This is a genomic window from Microbispora sitophila, assembly GCF_014892245.1.
GTDB classification, from domain to species: domain Bacteria; phylum Actinomycetota; class Actinomycetes; order Streptosporangiales; family Streptosporangiaceae; genus Microbispora; species Microbispora siamensis.
The window spans coordinates 218,602-234,752 of sequence record NZ_JADBGC010000015.1 but is presented as its reverse complement, the minus strand read 5'-3'; the positions used below and the strand labels follow the sequence as shown (position 1 = coordinate 234,752).

Below are 16,151 nucleotides of genomic sequence, written 5' to 3'. Positions count from 1 at the left end.
GACAGGATCAGGTGCCGCGCAGGGCGCGCAGGGACTCGCGCAGCGAGCCGAGGGTGGCGAAGACCGCCGTCGGCTCGTAGCCGCAGTGCGCCATGCAGTTGGCGCAGCGGGGGTCCCGCCCTCGGCCGTAGGCGCTCCAGTCGGTCTCCTCGACCAACTCCCGGTAGGTCTTCGCGTACCCGTCGGCCATCAGGTAGCAGGGCCGCTGCCAGCCGAACACCGAATACGACGGGATCGCCCAGGCCGTGCAGGGAAAGTCGGTCTTCCCCTCCAGGAAGTCGAGGAACAACGGCGAGTGGTTGAACCGCCAGCGCCTGCGGTTGCCGCCCGCGAACGCGGCGCGGAACAGCTCCCGCGTCTGCCGTACTCCCAGGAAGCAGTCCTGGTCGGGCGCCTTCTCGTAGGCGTACCCCGGCGAGATCATCATCTGGTCGACGCACAGGTCGTCGTTCAGGAAGTCGAGCACCTCGATCACGGTGCGCGGGCTGTCCCCGGCGAAGAACGTGGTGTTGGTGGTGACGCGGAAGCCGCGCCGCCGGCACTCGCGCACCGCCGCGACCGCCTCGTCGAACACGCCCTCCTTGCAGACCGACGCGTCGTGCCGCTCGCGCAGGCCGTCGATGTGGACCGCCCAGGCGAAGTACGGCGAGGGCGTGAACTCGTCGATCTTGCGCGGGATCAGCAGCGCGTTGGTGCACAGGAAGACGTACTTCCTGCGCGCCACCAGTTCCTCGACCATCTCCCCGATCTGGGGGTGCATGAGCGGTTCCCCGCCGGCGATCGACACCATCGGGGCGCCGCACTCCTCGACGGCGGCCACGGCCTGCTCGACCGGCATGCGCTGCTTCAGCACGCCGGCCGGGTGCTGGATCTTCCCGCAGCCCGCGCATTTCAGGTTGCACGCGAACAACGGCTCAAGCTCGAGCAGCAGCGGGAACCTCTCCCGCCGGCGCAGCCGCTGGGCCAGGATGTACGCGCCGACGCGCAGACTCTGGCGTACGGGCATCGGCATCAGGGCCGCACCTCCTTCGGCAACGTGAACTCGACGTTCTCCTCGGTCACCCGCCGTTCCTCCACCTCGAGCGGGCCGAGCCCGCCGAGGGCGGCCACGACGGCGTCCACCATCGCGCCGGGGGTGGAAGCCCCGGCGGTCAGCCCCACCGTCCGCACGCCGCGCAGCCAGTCGAGCGCGACGTCGCCGGGGCCGTCGACAAGGCGGGCGAGCGGGGCGCCGTCGTGATCGGATCGCGCCGCGACCTCCGTGAGGCGCAGGGCGTTGGAGGAGTTCGCCGAGCCGACGACCAGCACCAGGTCGGCCTCCGCGGCGACGGCCCGCACCGCGTGCTGCCGGTTGGTCGTCGCGTAGCAGATGTCGTCGCCGCGCGGGCCCTCGGCGTCGGGGAAGCGCCGCCGTATCGCCGCCGCCACCCGCCCGGCCTCGTCGGCCGCCAGCGTGGTCTGGGTCAGGTAGGCGACCCCCCGCCCCGGTCGCAGGCCCGCGACCCCGGCCTCGTCCTCGACCAGCGCGCCCGCGCCGGGCACCTCCCCGAGCACGCCCTCGACCTCCTCGTGCCCGGCGTGGCCGATCAGCACGACGAGGTCGCCCCGCGCGGCGAACCTGCGGGCCTCCGCGTGGACCTTCGCGACCAGCGGGCACGTCGCGTCGACGACGCGCAGCCCGCGCCGCCCTGCCTCCTCCCGCACGGCGGGCGCGACCCCGTGCGCGGAGAAGACGGTGACCGCGCCCTCCGGCACCTCGGCCAGGTCGTCGACGAACACCGCGCCGCGCCGCTCCAGGTCGCGTACGACGTGGATGTTGTGCACGATCTGCTTGCGCACGTACACGGGCGCGCCGAACCGGCCCAGCGCGCGCTCCACGATCTCGATGGCCCGCTCGACCCCGGCGCAGAACGAGCGGGGCGAGGCCAGCAGGACCCGCCGCGGGCCCGTGGCCGCCGCCCACCGCGCGAGGACCGGACCGATCCGGGCGAGCGTGCGCCGCGCGGCGACCGCGCCGCCCATCGTGGCGAGGTTCAGCAGGGGAGCGTCGGGGGTGTCCACGATGACCCGCACGGCGGCGAACGGCCGAGCCCCCGCGGCGGCGGCCAGCGGAGCGCTCTCCATGTCGACGGCGTACGCGCCCTCGCGGGCCAGCGCGTGGCGGGCGCGCCCCGTGACGATGTGAGGGGCGGTGACGAGCGGGCCGACACGGGCGGGCAGTCCGGCGCGGACGAGTTCGCCGGCGAGCAGCGGGGCCGACGGGCACGGCCAGACCCGGCCGCCGGAGCGGACCTCGGTGGCGACGAGCACGTCCCCGGGGCGCAGGCCGTCGTGGAGTGCCCCGCCGAAGCCGGTGACGGCGAGGGCGGCGGCGGGCGGGAGCAGGGCCGCCGCGCGCGCCGCCCGGTCGGGCCCCATGCCGATCCGGACGACCCGGACGCGCGGATGGTCGCTCCCGGGCTCCGGCCGAGCCCGCAGGCCGCGGGCGACGGCCCGGGCCTCCATCCCCAGCGCGGTGCACACGATCAGATCGGTCATGGCGTCGCCTCCGATCCGGCCGTCTCGTGCAGGCGCAGGTAGCGGCCGAGCGCGCTGACCGGGAAGACGAGGCGGTAGAGGTGGTAGTTGATGAAGAAGTCGCCGGGGAAGCCCGTCCCGGTGTAGTAGGGCTCGTCCCAGGTGCCGTCGGGGCGCTGGCTGTCGGCCAGCCAGGCCACCCCCCTGTCCACGGACAGGCCTCGCTCCCCGGCCGCGAGCAGGCCGATGAGTGCCCACGCCGTCTGTGAGGCGGTCGGCTCGCCCCGCCCGATCCAGGCGGGGTCGCGGTAGGAACGCATGTCCTCGCCCCAGCCGCCGCAGGGGTGCTGGTGCGCCTCCAGCCACGCCACGGCCCGCCGTACCCAGGGGGTGCCGGGCCGCACCCCGGCCGCCGCGAGGGCGGGAAGCACCGCCCCGGTGCCGTACACGTGGTTGGCCCCCCACCTGCCGAACCACGAGCCGTCGGGCTCCTGCGCCCGCAGCAGCCACACCACGGCCCGCCGTACGACGGGGGAGCGGGCCATGCCCTCGACGGCGAGCGCCTCGACCACGTGCGCGGTCACGTCGGCCGACGGCGGGTCGATGACCGCGCCGAAGTCGCAGAACGGCAGCCGCAGGCACAGCTCCCGCGTGTTGTCGGCGTCGAAGGCGGCGAAGCCCCCGTCGCGGGAGGCCATCCCGGCCATCCAGCGCAGCCCCCGCTCCAGCGCCGGCCGGGCGTCGGGACGGCCCAACCGGCGCAGCGCGAGGATGACCTCGGCCGTGTCGTCGACGTCGGGGTAGCCGTCGTTGTCGAACTCGAACGCCCAGCCGCCCGGCGCGAGACCGGGGCGCCGCACCATCCAGTCGCCCGGCCCCCGGATCTCCTCGCGCAGCAGCCACTCGCCCGCCCGGGCCAGCGCGGGGTGGTCGCGGGGCAGGCCGGCGTCGAGGAGGGCGGTCATCGCGAGCGCGGTGTCCCAGACCGGCGACTGGCACGCCTCCAGCCTGCGCGTGCCGTCCTCCCTGATGGTGAACCTGTCCAGCCCGGCCAGGCCGGCGCGCATGACGGGGTGATCGATGCCGTACCCGCTGAGATGCAACGCGATCAGCGAGTAGACCCAGGGAGGCTGAATGCCGCCCCACGAGCCGTCGGCCTCCTGCCGGGCCACGACCCACTCGGCGGCCCGCCGCAGCGCGGCGCGGCGGAGCCCGGCGATCGGGCGCCGTTCGTACCGGTGCAGGGCGCGGTCGAGGGCCGCGAACGCCGCGTCCCAGCCGGTGCGCGCGGCCCGTCGCGCTGGCTTTCCACCGGTGATGTCACCGCTGATGTCACTGCGCAGTTCCGGCAGACCGAACGGCAGCGGCCGGACCGGCCGGTGCGCGGTCACCATCGTGAGCGGGACGATCGTCTGCCGCGCCCAGCAGGCCCAGTCGTACACGTTCAGCGGGCACCAGGGCGGCAGGAACATGATCTCCGGTGGGATGACCGGAAGGTCCTCCCACCGCCACTGGCCGAACAGGGCGAGCCAGATCCGGGTGAAGACCCTGGTCGACTCGATGCCGCCGGCCCCGCGCACGTACGCCGCCGCGGCGCGCATGTGCGGAGCCGAGGGCGGGTGGCCCGCGAGCCGCAGCGCCGCGTACGCCTCGACGGTGGTGGACAGGTCGGCGGGCCCGTCGTGGAAGTTGGCCCAAGTGCCGTCTGGGCGCTGCTGGGACCGGATCCACCGGGCGGCCTCGGCGGTCTCCTGCGCGGTCCGCACGCCCAGGAACTCGCGCAGCAGGAGGTCCTCGGCGTCCATGGTCACGTTGGTCTGCAGCTCGCCCTTCCACCACCCCTCGGGCGACTGCAGGCCGAGCAGGTGGTCGCGCGCCGCCTTCAAGGCGGTCGCGGCGCGGGCGGCGCTGGTGGCGACGGCGGTCACCGCGCCTGCTCCCGTTCGAGATGCCGCCTGACGAGGCGGGCCGCCTGGAGTCCGCTGCGCACGGCTCCCTCCATCGTGTCGGGCCAGCCCGTGTCGGTCCACGCGCCGGCGAGGAACAGCCCGGGCCAGCGGGTGGCCGCGCCGGGGCGCAGGCCTCCGCTCCCCGGGACCTGTCGGAAGGTCGCCCGCCGCTCCCTGGTGATGAACAGGTCCACGACCCGCGCCGCCCGCGCGGCCGGGAGCAGCCGCTCCAGCTCGGGCAGGAACACCTCCCGCATCACGGCCGTGGGCACGTCGATCCAGTGCCGCGCCGCCGACACCGAGACCGTCAGGTACTGGCCCCGGGTGAGCCCGCCCGAGGCGGTCCTGTCGAAGATCCACTGCACCGGCGAGCCGACGACGGCGGCGAACGGCAGCCGGGTGACGGGCCGGTCGTAGACGACGTGCACGTTGACGATCGGGCTCGCTCCGAGGCCCGCCCAGGCGTCCCGGTCCGGCGCGGCCTCCGCGGGCACGAGCCGCGCGGCCTGGCCGTGCGGGGTGGCGACGACGACGGCCGACGCGCCCACCCGCGCGCCGCCCACGAGGATCGAGGGTCCGCTCAGGCCCGGCAGACCCGGCAGCACTCGGGCGACCTTCGCCGCCAGCCGCACCTCGCCGCCCAGCCGGGCGATCGCCGACAGCGCGGCGCCGCCGTGCAGGTCGCCGAGCGGGACAGACGGCACGCCGATGTCGGCCGCGTCGGCGCGGCCGAGCAGGGCCGTCCTGAAGACCATCGCCGCCGGCCCCAGCGCCGCCTCGTCGGACGGGATGTTGAGCGCGGCCACCGCGAACAGGTCCCACAGCGCCCGCCGTACGGTCTCGCGCTGGCCGTTGTCGGCCAGCCAGCCGCCGAGCGCGGCCCGGTCGAGGGCGGGCTCCGCGGGGTCGAGCCCGCGCAGCGCGAGCGCGCCGCGCACCGCGCGCAGCCGGTCGGCGGGGGACAGCAGGCGGTAGCCCGCGAGCGCGGGCAGCAGGTGGAACGGCCCGGGCAGCGCGGCCCTGCGCAGCCGTCCCCGCCCGCCGTCCGGGGTCAGTACGCACACATCGAAGCGCTCCTGCAGGCGCACCCGCCCGGTGCCGCCGAGCCGGTCCAGCAGCCCGCGGTACGCCGTGCAGCAGCGCAGGAAGACGTGCTGCCCGTTGTCGGCCGTCAGGCCGCCCCGGGCGAAGGAGTGGGTGGCCCCGCCGAGCCGCGGCCTCGCCTCGTACAGGGTCACCGGCCACCCGGCCTCCGCGAGCGCGAGGGTCGTGGTGATGCCGGCGAGGCCGCCGCCCACCACCGCCACCGGCGGGACCAGCGTGTCCTCCACGCCGTTCATCGGGCCGCTCCCGCGATCGCCCGCGCCGCGACCATCGCCTTCGCCCACGGCGTGAGCGACACCCGCCCGGCCAGCGCCCGGCCCGGATCGGCGGCGATGCGGGCGAGCAGGCGCCGGTAGATGCCCGCCATCGCCGCGGTGCAGGCCGCGCTGCGCCGGTCGAGCAGCGGGATCAGGCGCATCCCCTCGGCGTACCAGGCGAGCGCCAGGCCTGCCTCGTACCGGATGAGCCGCGCCAGCCGCTCGGGCGGGTCGGTGAACGCCCCCGACGCGTCCAGGTCGAGCGTGCAGCCGAACCTGCGGAGGTCGTCGGCGGGCAGGTACACCCGGCCCGCGCACCGGTCCTCCCGCAGGTCCCTGAGCACGTTGGTGAGCTGGAGCGCCACCCCCAGGGAGTCCGCGAGCCGCGCCGCCCGCCGCAGCGCCCCGTCCACGGTCGCCGCCCCGTCGGCGAGGCCGAACACGCCGAGGGACAGCCGCCCGATCGACCCGGCGACCTCCCGGCAGTAGCCGACCAGGTCCTCGTAGGACTGATAACGCGCGCCCGCGACGTCGGCGGCGCATCCGTCGATCAGTTCCTCGAACGCCTCCAGCGGGACGGGGAAGCGCCCGGCGGTGTCGCGCAGGGCCACCAGCACGGGGTCGGCGGGGTCCGGCCGCGGGGCCCGCAGTCCCGCCCGCGCCTCCTCCAGCGCCGACAGCCGCGCGTTCACCGGCCCCGCCGCGTCGCCGATGTCGTCGATCCGCCGGGCGAAGGCGTAGAGCGCGCTGAGCGCGCGGCGCTTGGGCGGGGCGAGCAGGCGGATGCCGTAGGCGAAGTTGCGGGCCCGGGTGCGGACGACGCGCTCGCAGTACCGGTAGGCGACCGGCACAGGCACAGGCACAGGCACGGACGCCGGCACGGGCACGGACGCCGGCACGGGCACGGACGCCGGCACGGATATGGGCGTGACGGGGCGCAGCGGGGGGCCGGACGGGTCGTCGCCCACGCGACGCGGGGCGGGGCCGGGCGGGCGATCGGGAACGGGATCAGGAATCGCGCCGGGAACCGTCACCGTTCACCTCCTTCAGCACGCGCACCCACTCGCTCAGGACCGCGCGGCGGCGCGCACGGACCGCCCCGCCGAGGACGTCGTGCCGGCCGCGCTCCAGCGCCGCCAGCGCCGCCCGGCCGCCCGCGACGTACCCGGCGACCGCGGCACGCGCGAACCCGTTCAGCGTCTCCAGCAGCGGCATGCCCTCGTCCAGCAGGGTGGCGGCGCGGCGGGCCTGCAGCGCGACGGCCCGGCGCAGCCGCGGGGAGGTGCGCGGGGCGTCCAGGTCGGTCTCGCGGCAGCCGAACCTGCGCAGGTCCTCGCCGGGGAGGTAGACCCGGCCGCGGGCGTGGTCCTCGCCCACGTCCTGGCAGTGCTCGATCACCTGCAGGGCGGAGCAGATGCGGTCCGACAGCCGCGCCCGCTCCGGGGTGGCCACGCCGAAGACGTGCAGGACGATCCGGCCGACCGGGTTGGCCGACAGCTCGCAATAGGCCAGCAGTTGCGCGAAGGTGTCGTAGCGCCGCACCACCTGGTCGCGCCGGTTGGCCTCCACCAGGTGGAGGAAGGGCGTCCGCGGCACGCCCCGCCCGGTGACCAGCGGCGCCAGCGCCCGTACGGCGGGCAGCCGCGGGCTCCCCCCGGCGTACAGGCGGCCGAGGTCGGCCTCCACCGCGTCGAGCAGCGCGGGCCGCTCGGCGGGGTCCGCCTCGTCGCCGACGTCGTCCACGTAGCGGGCGAAGCCGTATACCGCCATCAGGTCGCGGCGGTACGCGCGCGGAAGCAGGCGGGAGGCCACCGGGAAGTTCTCCCGGCGCGCGGCGTCACGTACGTCCGCTGCGGACATGCCTGAAGAATCTCCACCGCAATTCACCACAAAACCCGACAGACCGGGCGGGCGCTTTTACACGGGCAACCCGACGGGAAAAGCGGCGTCCACCGTCGGGCGACGCTCGGAAAAATCGGCAAAAACGTGGTCGAGAAGCACGCAGAGAGCGAGCCGCCCTTTTCCCCGCTTTTTATGCTTCCGGTGTCAGGTAAAAGCTTGCCGGGACCGGGAGCCGATGGGGCCGCACGCCACCGGGTACACCCACGCCGTGGGCGCCGAGCGGTCCGACACGAAGCCCTGCGGCGCGGCAGCGGCCGACCACGCCGGCGAGCGCGCCCAGCGCGGAGCGCCAGGAACCCGGGGCGGAGGTGTGGTCGCAATCGTGCAGCAGCAGCGTCGCCCCGCCGCGCAGGCCGGGCTCCAGGGTGCTCAGCACCGAGCCGGGCGTGGCCCGATCCGTCCAGTCCTCGCCCCAGGCCGTCCACAGCACCGGCCGCAGGCCGTGCCATCGGGCCGCGAGCAGCGCCTCGGCGCTCAGCACGCCGTACGGCGGGCGATACCAGGAGGGGCGTGCGCCGGTGACGGCGGTGACGAGGCGCGCGGTCCTGCCCATCTCCGCCGCGACCCTGCCCGGCCGGGTGACCAGGGCGTTGTCGTGCCGCCAGCCGTGCACGGCCACCTCGTGACCGGCCCGCGCGATGCTCCGCCCGACCTCGGGGTGGCGGTCGAGCATCTCGCCGAGGAGGAAGAAGGTCGCCCGGCACCCGAGCCGGTCCAGTTCGTCGAGGAACAGCGGGGTCGACCGCGGGTCGGGCCCGTCGTCGAATGTCAGTGCCACGTGCCCGGGATCGCCCTCGCCCGCGAGGGACGGCAGCAGGCGGCGGACCGGAGGCAGCCAGGTGGCCCCCGGCCCGGCATGCACCAGGGCGGCCAGCAGGGCCGGCCCGGCGACGACGAGCGCGTGAGGTCTCATCGTCTTCCAGTGTCCGTCACGCCGACCCCTATCCGGGAAGGAGGGTCATGAGGGACAGGGCATTGATCGTCAGCGCCTCGATGGGAGCGGGCCACGACGCCGTGGCCGCCGAACTGGCCCGTCGCCTGGCCGCCGCCGGCGCGCGCGTGGAGGTCGTGGACGTGCTCGCCCTGCTGCCGCTGCGGCTGGGCGCGCTCCTGCGGTGGTGGTATCGCGGGGTGATGCTGCGGGCGCCGTGGCTGTACGCGCTGGTCTACCGCGTCTTCTTCGTCTCCCGTCGGGCCCCCTCGACCTCGCCGCTGACGGTCGTGGCCGCGGCCGGGCTGGCCCGGGTGGTGCGCCGTGTCCGGCCCTCCCTGGTGGTGCCGGTCTTCCACGTGGCGGCGCAGGCCGCCGGGCACCTGCGGGCGCGGGGGCGGCTGGCCGTGCCGAGCGTGGTCGTGCTGACCGACTTCGCCGTGCACCGGCTCTGGCTGCACCCCGGCAACGACCGCTACCTGTGCCCCGACACGGCCACGGCCCTCGCCGTGACGGCCGCCGTCGGCCGTCCGGCCTTCCGCTGCGCCCCGATCGTCCGTCCCGGGTTCGCGGCCCAGGGTGCCGGTACGACGGAGAGTGCCGGTGCGACGGAGAGCGCGGGTGCGGCGGCGGACGTCCGGGCCCGGATCGGCCTGCGGGAGGGTGACCGGATCGTGCTCGTCTGCGCGGGGTCCTGGGGGGTCGGCCGGGTCGCGGCGACCGCCCGGCTCCTGGCGCGTTCGGGCCGGTACGCGCCCGTCGTGCTGTGCGGGCGCAACGAGCGGCTGCGCCGCCGCCTCGGGCGCATGCTCGGCCGCGCCGGAGCGGGGGCCGCGCTCGGCTGGCGGGACGACCTGGCGGACCTGCTCGCCTCCGCCTACGCGCTGGTCGACAACGCGGGTGGGCTCACCTGCAGGGAGGCGTTCGCGGCGGGAGTGCCGGTCGTCACCCACCGGCCCATCGCGGGCCACGGCAGGGACGGCGTGCTCGCGATGGCGCGCGCCGGGGTGAGTGTGCACGCGCGCCGCCGGGGTGACCTGCTGCGGGCGCTCGACCGGCTCGAACCCGGCCTGCCCGGGCGGGCCGCGCTCACCGAGCGGGCGGCCGCCCTGTTCACCTCGGCGCGGGCCGAGTCCCTTCTCCTCCCGGACCTCCTGCTTCCCGGTCATGCCATGCTCCGGCCATGCGAGCCTGCTCCCTGATCGGCGCGTGCCTCGACAGCAGCACGCTGCCGTACAGGATGAGGGCCATGCCCGTCAGCTCGGGCAGCACCCACGGGCCGATGCGGATGTCCTCGCCGAACATCGCCACGCCGTACGCCGTGCTCGCCACGGGGTCGGTCACGGTCAGCGCGGGCTGCACGGCGACGAGCGGACCGCTGTGCAGGGCGTTCTGCAGCAGGAACAGGCTGCACAGACCCGCGGCCACCATGGCCCACAGCGACCAGGAGCCGGCGAGCGTCCGCGCGCCCCCCGGCAGCTCCTCCACCGTGCGCTTCATGAGGACGGCGGTGTAAGCGAAGCCGAGGCCGGCGGCGACCCCGAGCAGCACCGCGCGGGCGGGTCCGCCGCTGGCGATCGCGACGGCCACGCAGCACGCGAGGAGCCCGGCGGTCACGCCCGCCGAGATCACCCAGGTCAGCAGGCCGGGAAGCCGGTGACCTGGGGTGGGTGAGGCCGCCGCGAGGAACCCGGCCAGGCCGGCCGTCAGCGCGCCGACGGCCAGCCATGTCTGCGGGGTGACGCGCATCCGGAACATCCAGCCCGCCACGAGCATCGTGATCGGCAGTTCCGCGACGAGCAGGGGCTGGACGAGCGCGAGCCCTCCGGACGTCAGTGCGGCCGCCTGCAACAGGAAGCCCGCGATGAGCGCCGCGATGCCGCCCAGCCAGGCGGGCCGCCGTACGAGGTCCCAGATCAGGCCGAGCCGGAACGCCTCGTCGGCCGGGGCGCTGCGAGCGGCCCGGCGCTGCAGTACGGACGCTACGGCGTTGGCCGCCGCGGCGAGCAACGCCAGGACAACAGCGATCATGACCCCCCGCGCCCCGTCTCCGGACTCTCGTTGTGGGCCATCCCTTCCAGGCCCTTACCGGTACCCTCCCCGGCCATGCCCGCCGCATGTCGCCTTGGACGCTCCGAAACGTATTTATCCACCTATTGCTGAATAAATACGCGAATATTAACCAAAATCGAGAATGCCGAGATTTTTGGGGGTATGGCCGTCGGCACAAACGCACGCAGCAGGAAAGGCGGAACCAGACATGGTTGGACCCACCGGCCTCGAGCGTCATCCCGACGTCAGTGAACTGCGCCAGACGTACGATCGGGCGGGCTCGACGGCCCCCGCCCAGGTATTGGAGGGGCTAGCCTTCCTGGCCGGCCTGTATCTGGCCCTCTCTCCGTGGATCATCGGGTTCTTCGGATTCCGGGGCATGACCGTCAACAACCTGATCACCGGGCTTGTGATCAGCGCCCTCGCTCTCGGGCTCGCGTCCGCCTTCGGGCGCACCTACGGCATGGGGTGGCTTCTCCCGCTGCTCGGCGTGTGGGCCGTCATCTCGCCGCTTGTGCTGCGCGCGGGAGCTGAGGCCACGGCGACGACTCTCTGGAACAACGTCGCGATCGGCATCGTGATCTTCGCGCTGGGAGCCGCCGCGCTGGCGATGGCGCAGGCGTTCCGCCGGCACGAGCGGGGCGAGCGCAGCGCGCGCAGGCTCGGCAACTGGTGACGAACGGACGCCCGGCCCACCTGGAAGGTGGGCCGGGCGCGGCTTCTAGACGTCCGGGACGGATGTCCGCCCGAGGGCGGTCGGCGCACGGTGGGGATCGTCCGGAACCGCCGCAAGGCGCGTGAGTGAGAGGGCCGCGATGTCGTCGTCCGGCCGCCGGCCCTCCGCCAGGTCGGCGAGCACGTCGCCGACGAGTGCGGCGTACTTGAAGCCCTCGCCGCTGTCGCCGCAGGCCAGGACCGTCGCGGGGGCGACCCGGTCGATGACGAAGCGGCCGTCCGGGGAGTCGGTCCAGCTGCACACCTGCTCGTCCACGACCCTCGGCGTCACACCGGGGAACATGGCCGCGATGCGGCGGGTCAGCTGGGCCGTCCGCCCCGGGTCCGGAGTGCGGTCGTCGTCGCCCGGCTCGAGCGGCCGCAGCGGCGCGTCCAGCCCGGCCTTGTAGCCGACGCCCGGGGTGGGCATGGCGTACACGGCCGGGCCGTCCGGGACGGGCCCGTCGATCAGGCCGGGCACCCGCCCGGACGGCTCGATGCCCGCGTAGTGGACCACCTGTTCGAGGTACGGCCTGAGCCGCACCGTCACGCCCAGGGAGGGGAGCAGCGGGGGAGTGCCGGGGCCCGCGGCGACCACGACCGCGTCACCGGTCAGCGTGGTGCCGTCGGCCAGGCGCACCTCCGGCTGCCGGGCGGCGGCGTCCACGGCGACCACCTCACCCGTGAGCAGGCGTCCGCCGCCGGCCCGGAACCGCTCCGCCTGAGCCGCCAGGTACGCCTCGGCGAGCACCACACCGGCGTCCGCCTGGAACACCGCGTCGCGGCCGTCGCCCGCCAGCCCGGGGAAGAACCGGCCGACGTCGGCCGCCTCCACCTCGGTGAAGGGCACGCTCGCGGCGCGCAGCGCGGCCGTGAGACGGACCAGTGACTCCGTGTCCCGCCACAGCAGCCCCCGGCGCAGGTGCACCGTCGTCGCCGTCAGGCGCTCCAGCCGCCGCATGGCGTGCCGGGCACGCAGGGACAGCCGGATCTTCAGCGGGTCGGGGTCGGCCAGCCGCCACAACCGCGTCGGTCCACGCGAGGAGGACAGCGTGTTGCCTATCCCGTGGCGCTCCACCAGCGTGACCCGGTGGCCCCGCGCGGACAGTTCGGCCGCGGCGGACAGGCCCCAGGCACCGGCCCCGACTACCGTGCACCGCACGTTCCTCGACCCCCGTTCGTCCGGCTGTTCCCCGCCGCTGACGAGCATGTCCGTGACGCGCGTCGAACCGCCAGCCCCACTCATGGCCACAAAAGGCGGACAACCGTGACACTATGTCAACGGGCCGGCCTGAACGATCGCCCGTCAGGGATCCCGGCTCACCGGAGGGTGACGCTGAGGCGGGCCGAGGCGTCCCTGAGGTAGTCGACGAACGCGCGCAGCGCGGGATTGGGATTGGTCGGGCGGAGGGCGGCGCCGACCCGCCGGTAGAGCTTGGGCCCCTCCACCTGGCACACCTGGATGCCCGCCGCGCCCTGCACGCCGAGGCTCGGCACGAGGGCCACGCCGAGCCCGGCCCGCACCAGGCCGAGCGTCACCTCGTAGTGGTCGCTGCGGCAGCGGATGGTGGGTGTGATCCCTTCCAGCGCGCCGGCCCGCTCCAGCACCGACACCGGGGTCTCGGTGCCGAACGTGGTGATCCACGGCTCGTCGGCCAGGTCGGTCAACCGTACGCGGGGCCGGTGACTCGCGGGATGGCCGAGCGGCATGACGAGGAGCTGCGGCTCGTCGAACAGGTGGACGACCTCGACGCCCTTCGGCGCCTTCCAGGGATCCAGCGCGTGCTCGAACACGACCAGCACGTCCAGCTCGCCGCGTTCCACGTCGGGCAGCAGCTCGTGTGGCTGGCCGAGCACCAGGTCGAGCTCGACCCCCGGGTGGCGTGCGGTGAAGGACGACAACGCCATCGGCAGCAGGCGGTAGCCCGCCGAGGCGAAGAACCCGATGCGCAGCTGCCCGGCGTCCGCCCGCGCCTGGGCGAGCAGGTCCTTCTCGGCGGATTCGATGAGGTCGAGCACCTCCTGGGCCCGCCCCGCCAGGCGGTGGCCCGCCGCGGTCAGCCGCAGGCTGTGCGCGGCCCGCTCCACCAGCCCGACCCCCGCCTCCTCCTCCAGCCGGGCGAGCTGGTGGGAGACGGCGGAGGGCGACAGCCGCAGGGACTTGGCGGCTCCGGCGATGCTCCCGGTCCTGAAGACCTCCAGGAGCACCTTGAGGCGGTGGCTGCTGAGCATCCCCCCAGTATCGGTGACTCAGTATCGGTGACCCGGCATCGGACCTGGTCATATGCGGCCGTGCAGGCGGTCGTGCGGCTGCTTCCGGCGGATGCCTCCCTCTCTGCGGCGAGCGGTGAGGGATGCGTTACGGCGGATGAACGCGCCCGTGACGACGCGGAAACGACCGCCCCGTACATAACTGTCAACCGATAGAAATTCCCCCCAGCGCCCGGAGCCCCGATGGCCGTCACCGTCCCTCCCTCGCCCCCCACCGACGAGAGCGCCCTGCAGACGTTCGGCTACCGCCAGGAGCTGCACCGCAGCATGGGCAGGTATGCCTCCTTCGCCGCCGGCTTCTCCTTCATCTCCGTGCTGACCACGGTCTTCCAGTTCTTCGCCTTCGGGTACGCCTTCGGCGGCCCGGCGTTCTTCTGGACCTGGCCCGTCGTGCTGGCCGGACAGATCCTGGTCGCCCTCTGCTTCGCCGAACTGGCCGCCCGCTACCCGATCTCCGGCGCCATCTATCAGTGGTCCACCCGGCTCAGCACGGCGACGTTCGGCTGGTTCGCCGGGTGGATCATGATTCTCGGGCAGATCGTCGTGATCGCCGCCGCGGCGCTCGCTCTGCAGGTGGTGCTGCCCGCGATCTGGCCGGGCTTCCAGCTCGTCGGCGGCGACCCCGCGCCCACCACCGCCACGGGAGCGGCCAACGCCGCGGTCCTCGGCCTTGTCCTGCTCGCGCTCACCACGACCGTGAACATCGTCGACAATCGCGTCCTGGCGCGGATCAACAGCATCGGCGTCACCGCCGAGATCGCCGGCGCGGTGCTCATCGTCGTGCTGCTGCTCACCCATGCCGAGCACGGTCCCGGCGTCACCTTCAGCACCGGCGGGCAGGGCGGAGCCATCGGCGCGCTGCTGGTCGGCTCGTTCGCCGCCGCCTACGTCCTCATCGGGTTCGACAGCGCGGGCGAGCTGAGCGAGGAGACCCGCAGCCCCCGGCGGGTCGCTCCGCGCACCATCCTGACCGCGCTCACGGCGGCCGGGGTGCTCGGGGGGCTCATCCTGTTCGCCGGTCTGCTCGCCGCTCCCAGCCTGACCGACGGGAGGCTGGCCGCCGAGGGCCTGTCGTACGTGCTCACCAGCAGGCTGGGCGACTGGGTGGGCAAGCTGCTGCTGGCCGACGTGGTGCTGGCGATCACCGTGGCGACCATGGCGATCCAGACCGCCGCCACCAGGATGCTGTTCTCCATGGCGCGCGACGGGATGATGCCCTTGTCGGGCGCGCTGTCCAGGGTCTCGGCCCGTACCGGGATGCCGACCGGGCCCGCGCTGGTCACCGGGGTGGCCGCGGCGGGCATCCTGCTGCTCGACTTCGCCTCTCCCGAGGCGTTCCTGGCCATCGGCACTACCTGCATCGCGCTGCTCTACCTGGCGTACGCGATGGTGACGGGCCCCCTGCTGCTCCAGCGCCTGCGCGGCGGCTGGCGGGGCGGAGCGCCGGCCGGGTTCGCCGAGGACGGCAGCCGGCTGTTCAGCATGGGCCGCTGGGGCCTGCCGGTCAACGCGCTGGCCTTCTGCTACGGCCTGGCGATGATGGTCAACCTGGCCTGGCCGAGGGCCGAGGTGTACGCCCCGATCACCGGCCACTGGTTCTTCCAGTGGTTCACCCTGCTCTTCCTGGCGGCGGTCGTGACGCTGGGCGCGCTCTACCGGCGGCTACGCCGGCCCGCGGCCCGTCTTGCGCAGGGCGGGCAGATCCCGGTCGGGAACCCCGGCCAGGCGTAGCGCCGCGTCGGCGGTGGCGGCCGCCAGCGTCTCGAGGACGTCGGCGGCCATCTCGCCCGGGGCGTCCCTGCGGATCAGGATGACGCCCTCGATCAGCGCGAACAGCAGATCGGTGCGCAGCGCCCGGTCGGCGGGGGTCAGCGCCCCACCGGCGGAGGTGGCCGCCAGCAGCCGCGCGTAGGCGTCCTTGAGTTCGCCGCGCATGCGCCGGAAGGCGGCGAACCGCTCGGTGTGCACCTCGGGCAGGAGGTAGAGCGCGCCCAGGTTGTGCGGGCCCGAGCACAACAGCCTCGCGTCGCAGTGGCACAGCTCCCACAGCCGCTGTTCCGGCGTGCCGCCGGTCAGGGCACGGGCGGTCTCCAGCGAGGGCCGCACCGTGCTTTCCAGCAGTTCGGCGAGGATGTCCTCCTTGCCGTCGAAATAGTGGTAGATCGACGCCTGCCTGATCCCGGCCCGCTCGGCCATCGCCCTCGTCGAGGTCGCGGCGTAGCCGTGCGTCGTGAACAACTCCGCCGCCGCCGTCAGGATCTCCTCCCGCGGGCTCAGCTCACTTCGCGGCCGCGCGACGGCTCGCGGCCTGCCGACCCTTCGCACGCTGGAACCGGGCACGGTGGAACTGGGCACGGTGGAACTGGGCACGGTGGAACGGGCACTCACCGCACGATCCTCGCACACCTCCGACCGGCCGCCGCGGCTGTGCGCTTCCGGTAACAGGCGGGAAAC

The 16,151-nt window shown here is 74.5% G+C and carries 14 protein-coding genes; 3 read left to right on the top strand and 11 right to left on the bottom strand.

The window, feature by feature from the left end; translation table 11 throughout:
• Positions 1-7: 7 nt before the first annotated feature.
• From hpnH to IL992_RS27385, 7 genes are all read right to left on the bottom strand, one after another.
• Positions 8-1,012: an adenosyl-hopene transferase HpnH gene (gene hpnH, locus IL992_RS27415; protein WP_193206242.1), complete on the bottom strand. Its 1,005-nt coding sequence runs from the start codon at positions 1,010-1,012 to the stop codon at positions 8-10.
• Positions 1,012-2,538: a 4-hydroxy-3-methylbut-2-enyl diphosphate reductase gene (gene ispH, locus IL992_RS27410; RefSeq protein ID WP_193206241.1), complete on the bottom strand. Its 1,527-nt coding sequence runs from the start codon at positions 2,536-2,538 to the stop codon at positions 1,012-1,014. Before ispH ends, hpnH begins: the two co-directional genes overlap by 1 nt.
• Positions 2,535-4,445: a squalene--hopene cyclase gene (gene shc, locus IL992_RS27405; protein ID WP_193206240.1), complete on the bottom strand. Its 1,911-nt coding sequence runs from the start codon at positions 4,443-4,445 to the stop codon at positions 2,535-2,537. Before shc ends, ispH begins: the two co-directional genes overlap by 4 nt.
• The gene (gene hpnE, locus IL992_RS27400; protein ID WP_193206239.1) at positions 4,442-5,806 is read right to left on the bottom strand and encodes a hydroxysqualene dehydroxylase HpnE; all 1,365 of its coding nucleotides are present in this window, start codon (positions 5,804-5,806) and stop codon (positions 4,442-4,444) included. The genes shc and hpnE overlap by 4 nt, the downstream gene beginning before the upstream one ends.
• Positions 5,803-6,684 (bottom strand): phytoene/squalene synthase family protein, encoded by an 882-nt coding sequence (locus IL992_RS27395; RefSeq protein ID WP_193206238.1) that lies wholly within the window; start codon positions 6,682-6,684, stop codon positions 5,803-5,805. Before IL992_RS27395 ends, hpnE begins: the two co-directional genes overlap by 4 nt.
• 151 nt (positions 6,685-6,835) lie before the next feature.
• The gene (gene hpnC, locus IL992_RS27390) at positions 6,836-7,687 is read right to left on the bottom strand and encodes a squalene synthase HpnC (protein ID WP_193206237.1); all 852 of its coding nucleotides are present in this window, start codon (positions 7,685-7,687) and stop codon (positions 6,836-6,838) included.
• Positions 7,688-7,859: 172 nt separating this feature from the next.
• Positions 7,860-8,642 (bottom strand): polysaccharide deacetylase family protein, encoded by a 783-nt coding sequence (locus IL992_RS27385; RefSeq protein ID WP_193206236.1) that lies wholly within the window; start codon positions 8,640-8,642, stop codon positions 7,860-7,862.
• 47 nt (positions 8,643-8,689) lie between these two features.
• Between IL992_RS27385 and IL992_RS27380 the strand changes: the two genes are divergently transcribed.
• Complete coding sequence (locus IL992_RS27380; RefSeq protein ID WP_193206235.1) at positions 8,690-9,862, top strand: MGDG synthase family glycosyltransferase; 1,173 nt, start codon at positions 8,690-8,692, stop codon at positions 9,860-9,862.
• Here the strand turns inward: IL992_RS27380 and IL992_RS27375 are convergent.
• Positions 9,774-10,691, bottom strand: coding sequence for a DMT family transporter (locus IL992_RS27375; RefSeq protein WP_193206234.1), 918 nt, complete (start codon positions 10,689-10,691; stop codon positions 9,774-9,776). The two genes, IL992_RS27380 and IL992_RS27375, sit on opposite strands and share 89 nt — an antisense overlap.
• A 229-nt stretch (positions 10,692-10,920) precedes the next feature.
• Between IL992_RS27375 and IL992_RS27370 the strand changes: the two genes are divergently transcribed.
• Complete coding sequence (locus tag IL992_RS27370; protein ID WP_193206233.1) at positions 10,921-11,388, top strand: SPW repeat protein; 468 nt, start codon at positions 10,921-10,923, stop codon at positions 11,386-11,388.
• A 45-nt stretch (positions 11,389-11,433) separates the two neighbouring features.
• On the opposite strand, the gene IL992_RS27365 is transcribed toward IL992_RS27370, so the two are convergent.
• The gene (locus IL992_RS27365) at positions 11,434-12,588 is read right to left on the bottom strand and encodes an NAD(P)/FAD-dependent oxidoreductase (RefSeq protein ID WP_319018860.1); all 1,155 of its coding nucleotides are present in this window, start codon (positions 12,586-12,588) and stop codon (positions 11,434-11,436) included.
• A gap of 158 nt (positions 12,589-12,746) precedes the next feature.
• Positions 12,747-13,658 (bottom strand): LysR family transcriptional regulator, encoded by a 912-nt coding sequence (locus tag IL992_RS27360; RefSeq protein WP_193206231.1) that lies wholly within the window; start codon positions 13,656-13,658, stop codon positions 12,747-12,749.
• 222 nt (positions 13,659-13,880) lie between these two features.
• Here IL992_RS27360 and IL992_RS27355 point away from each other — a divergent pair, with 222 nt between their 5' ends.
• On the top strand, positions 13,881-15,428 hold the full coding sequence (locus tag IL992_RS27355) for an amino acid permease (protein ID WP_193206230.1): 1,548 nt from the start codon (positions 13,881-13,883) through the stop codon (positions 15,426-15,428).
• Here the strand turns inward: IL992_RS27355 and IL992_RS27350 are convergent.
• Positions 15,360-16,085, bottom strand: coding sequence for a TetR/AcrR family transcriptional regulator (locus tag IL992_RS27350; RefSeq protein WP_319018859.1), 726 nt, complete (start codon positions 16,083-16,085; stop codon positions 15,360-15,362). The two genes, IL992_RS27355 and IL992_RS27350, sit on opposite strands and share 69 nt — an antisense overlap.
• Positions 16,086-16,151: the final 66 nt, after the last annotated feature.

What these genes read in the sequence shown, in the direction of transcription:
- hpnC (WP_193206237.1), bottom strand. Translation starts at nt 7,687, where the DNA reads ATGTCCGCAGCGGACGTACGTGACGCCGCGCGCCGGGAGAACTTCCCG.
- hpnE (WP_193206239.1), bottom strand. Translation starts at nt 5,806, where the DNA reads ATGAACGGCGTGGAGGACACGCTGGTCCCGCCGGTGGCGGTGGTGGGC.
- IL992_RS27375 (WP_193206234.1), bottom strand. Translation starts at nt 10,691, where the DNA reads ATGATCGCTGTTGTCCTGGCGTTGCTCGCCGCGGCGGCCAACGCCGTA.
- IL992_RS27370 (WP_193206233.1), top strand. Translation starts at nt 10,921, where the DNA reads ATGGTTGGACCCACCGGCCTCGAGCGTCATCCCGACGTCAGTGAACTG.
- IL992_RS27385 (WP_193206236.1), bottom strand. Translation starts at nt 8,642, where the DNA reads ATGAGACCTCACGCGCTCGTCGTCGCCGGGCCGGCCCTGCTGGCCGCC.
- IL992_RS27360 (WP_193206231.1), bottom strand. Translation starts at nt 13,658, where the DNA reads ATGCTCAGCAGCCACCGCCTCAAGGTGCTCCTGGAGGTCTTCAGGACC.
- ispH (WP_193206241.1), bottom strand. Translation starts at nt 2,538, where the DNA reads ATGACCGATCTGATCGTGTGCACCGCGCTGGGGATGGAGGCCCGGGCC.
- hpnH (WP_193206242.1), bottom strand. Translation starts at nt 1,012, where the DNA reads ATGCCGATGCCCGTACGCCAGAGTCTGCGCGTCGGCGCGTACATCCTG.
- IL992_RS27380 (WP_193206235.1), top strand. Translation starts at nt 8,690, where the DNA reads ATGAGGGACAGGGCATTGATCGTCAGCGCCTCGATGGGAGCGGGCCAC.
- IL992_RS27355 (WP_193206230.1), top strand. Translation starts at nt 13,881, where the DNA reads ATGGCCGTCACCGTCCCTCCCTCGCCCCCCACCGACGAGAGCGCCCTG.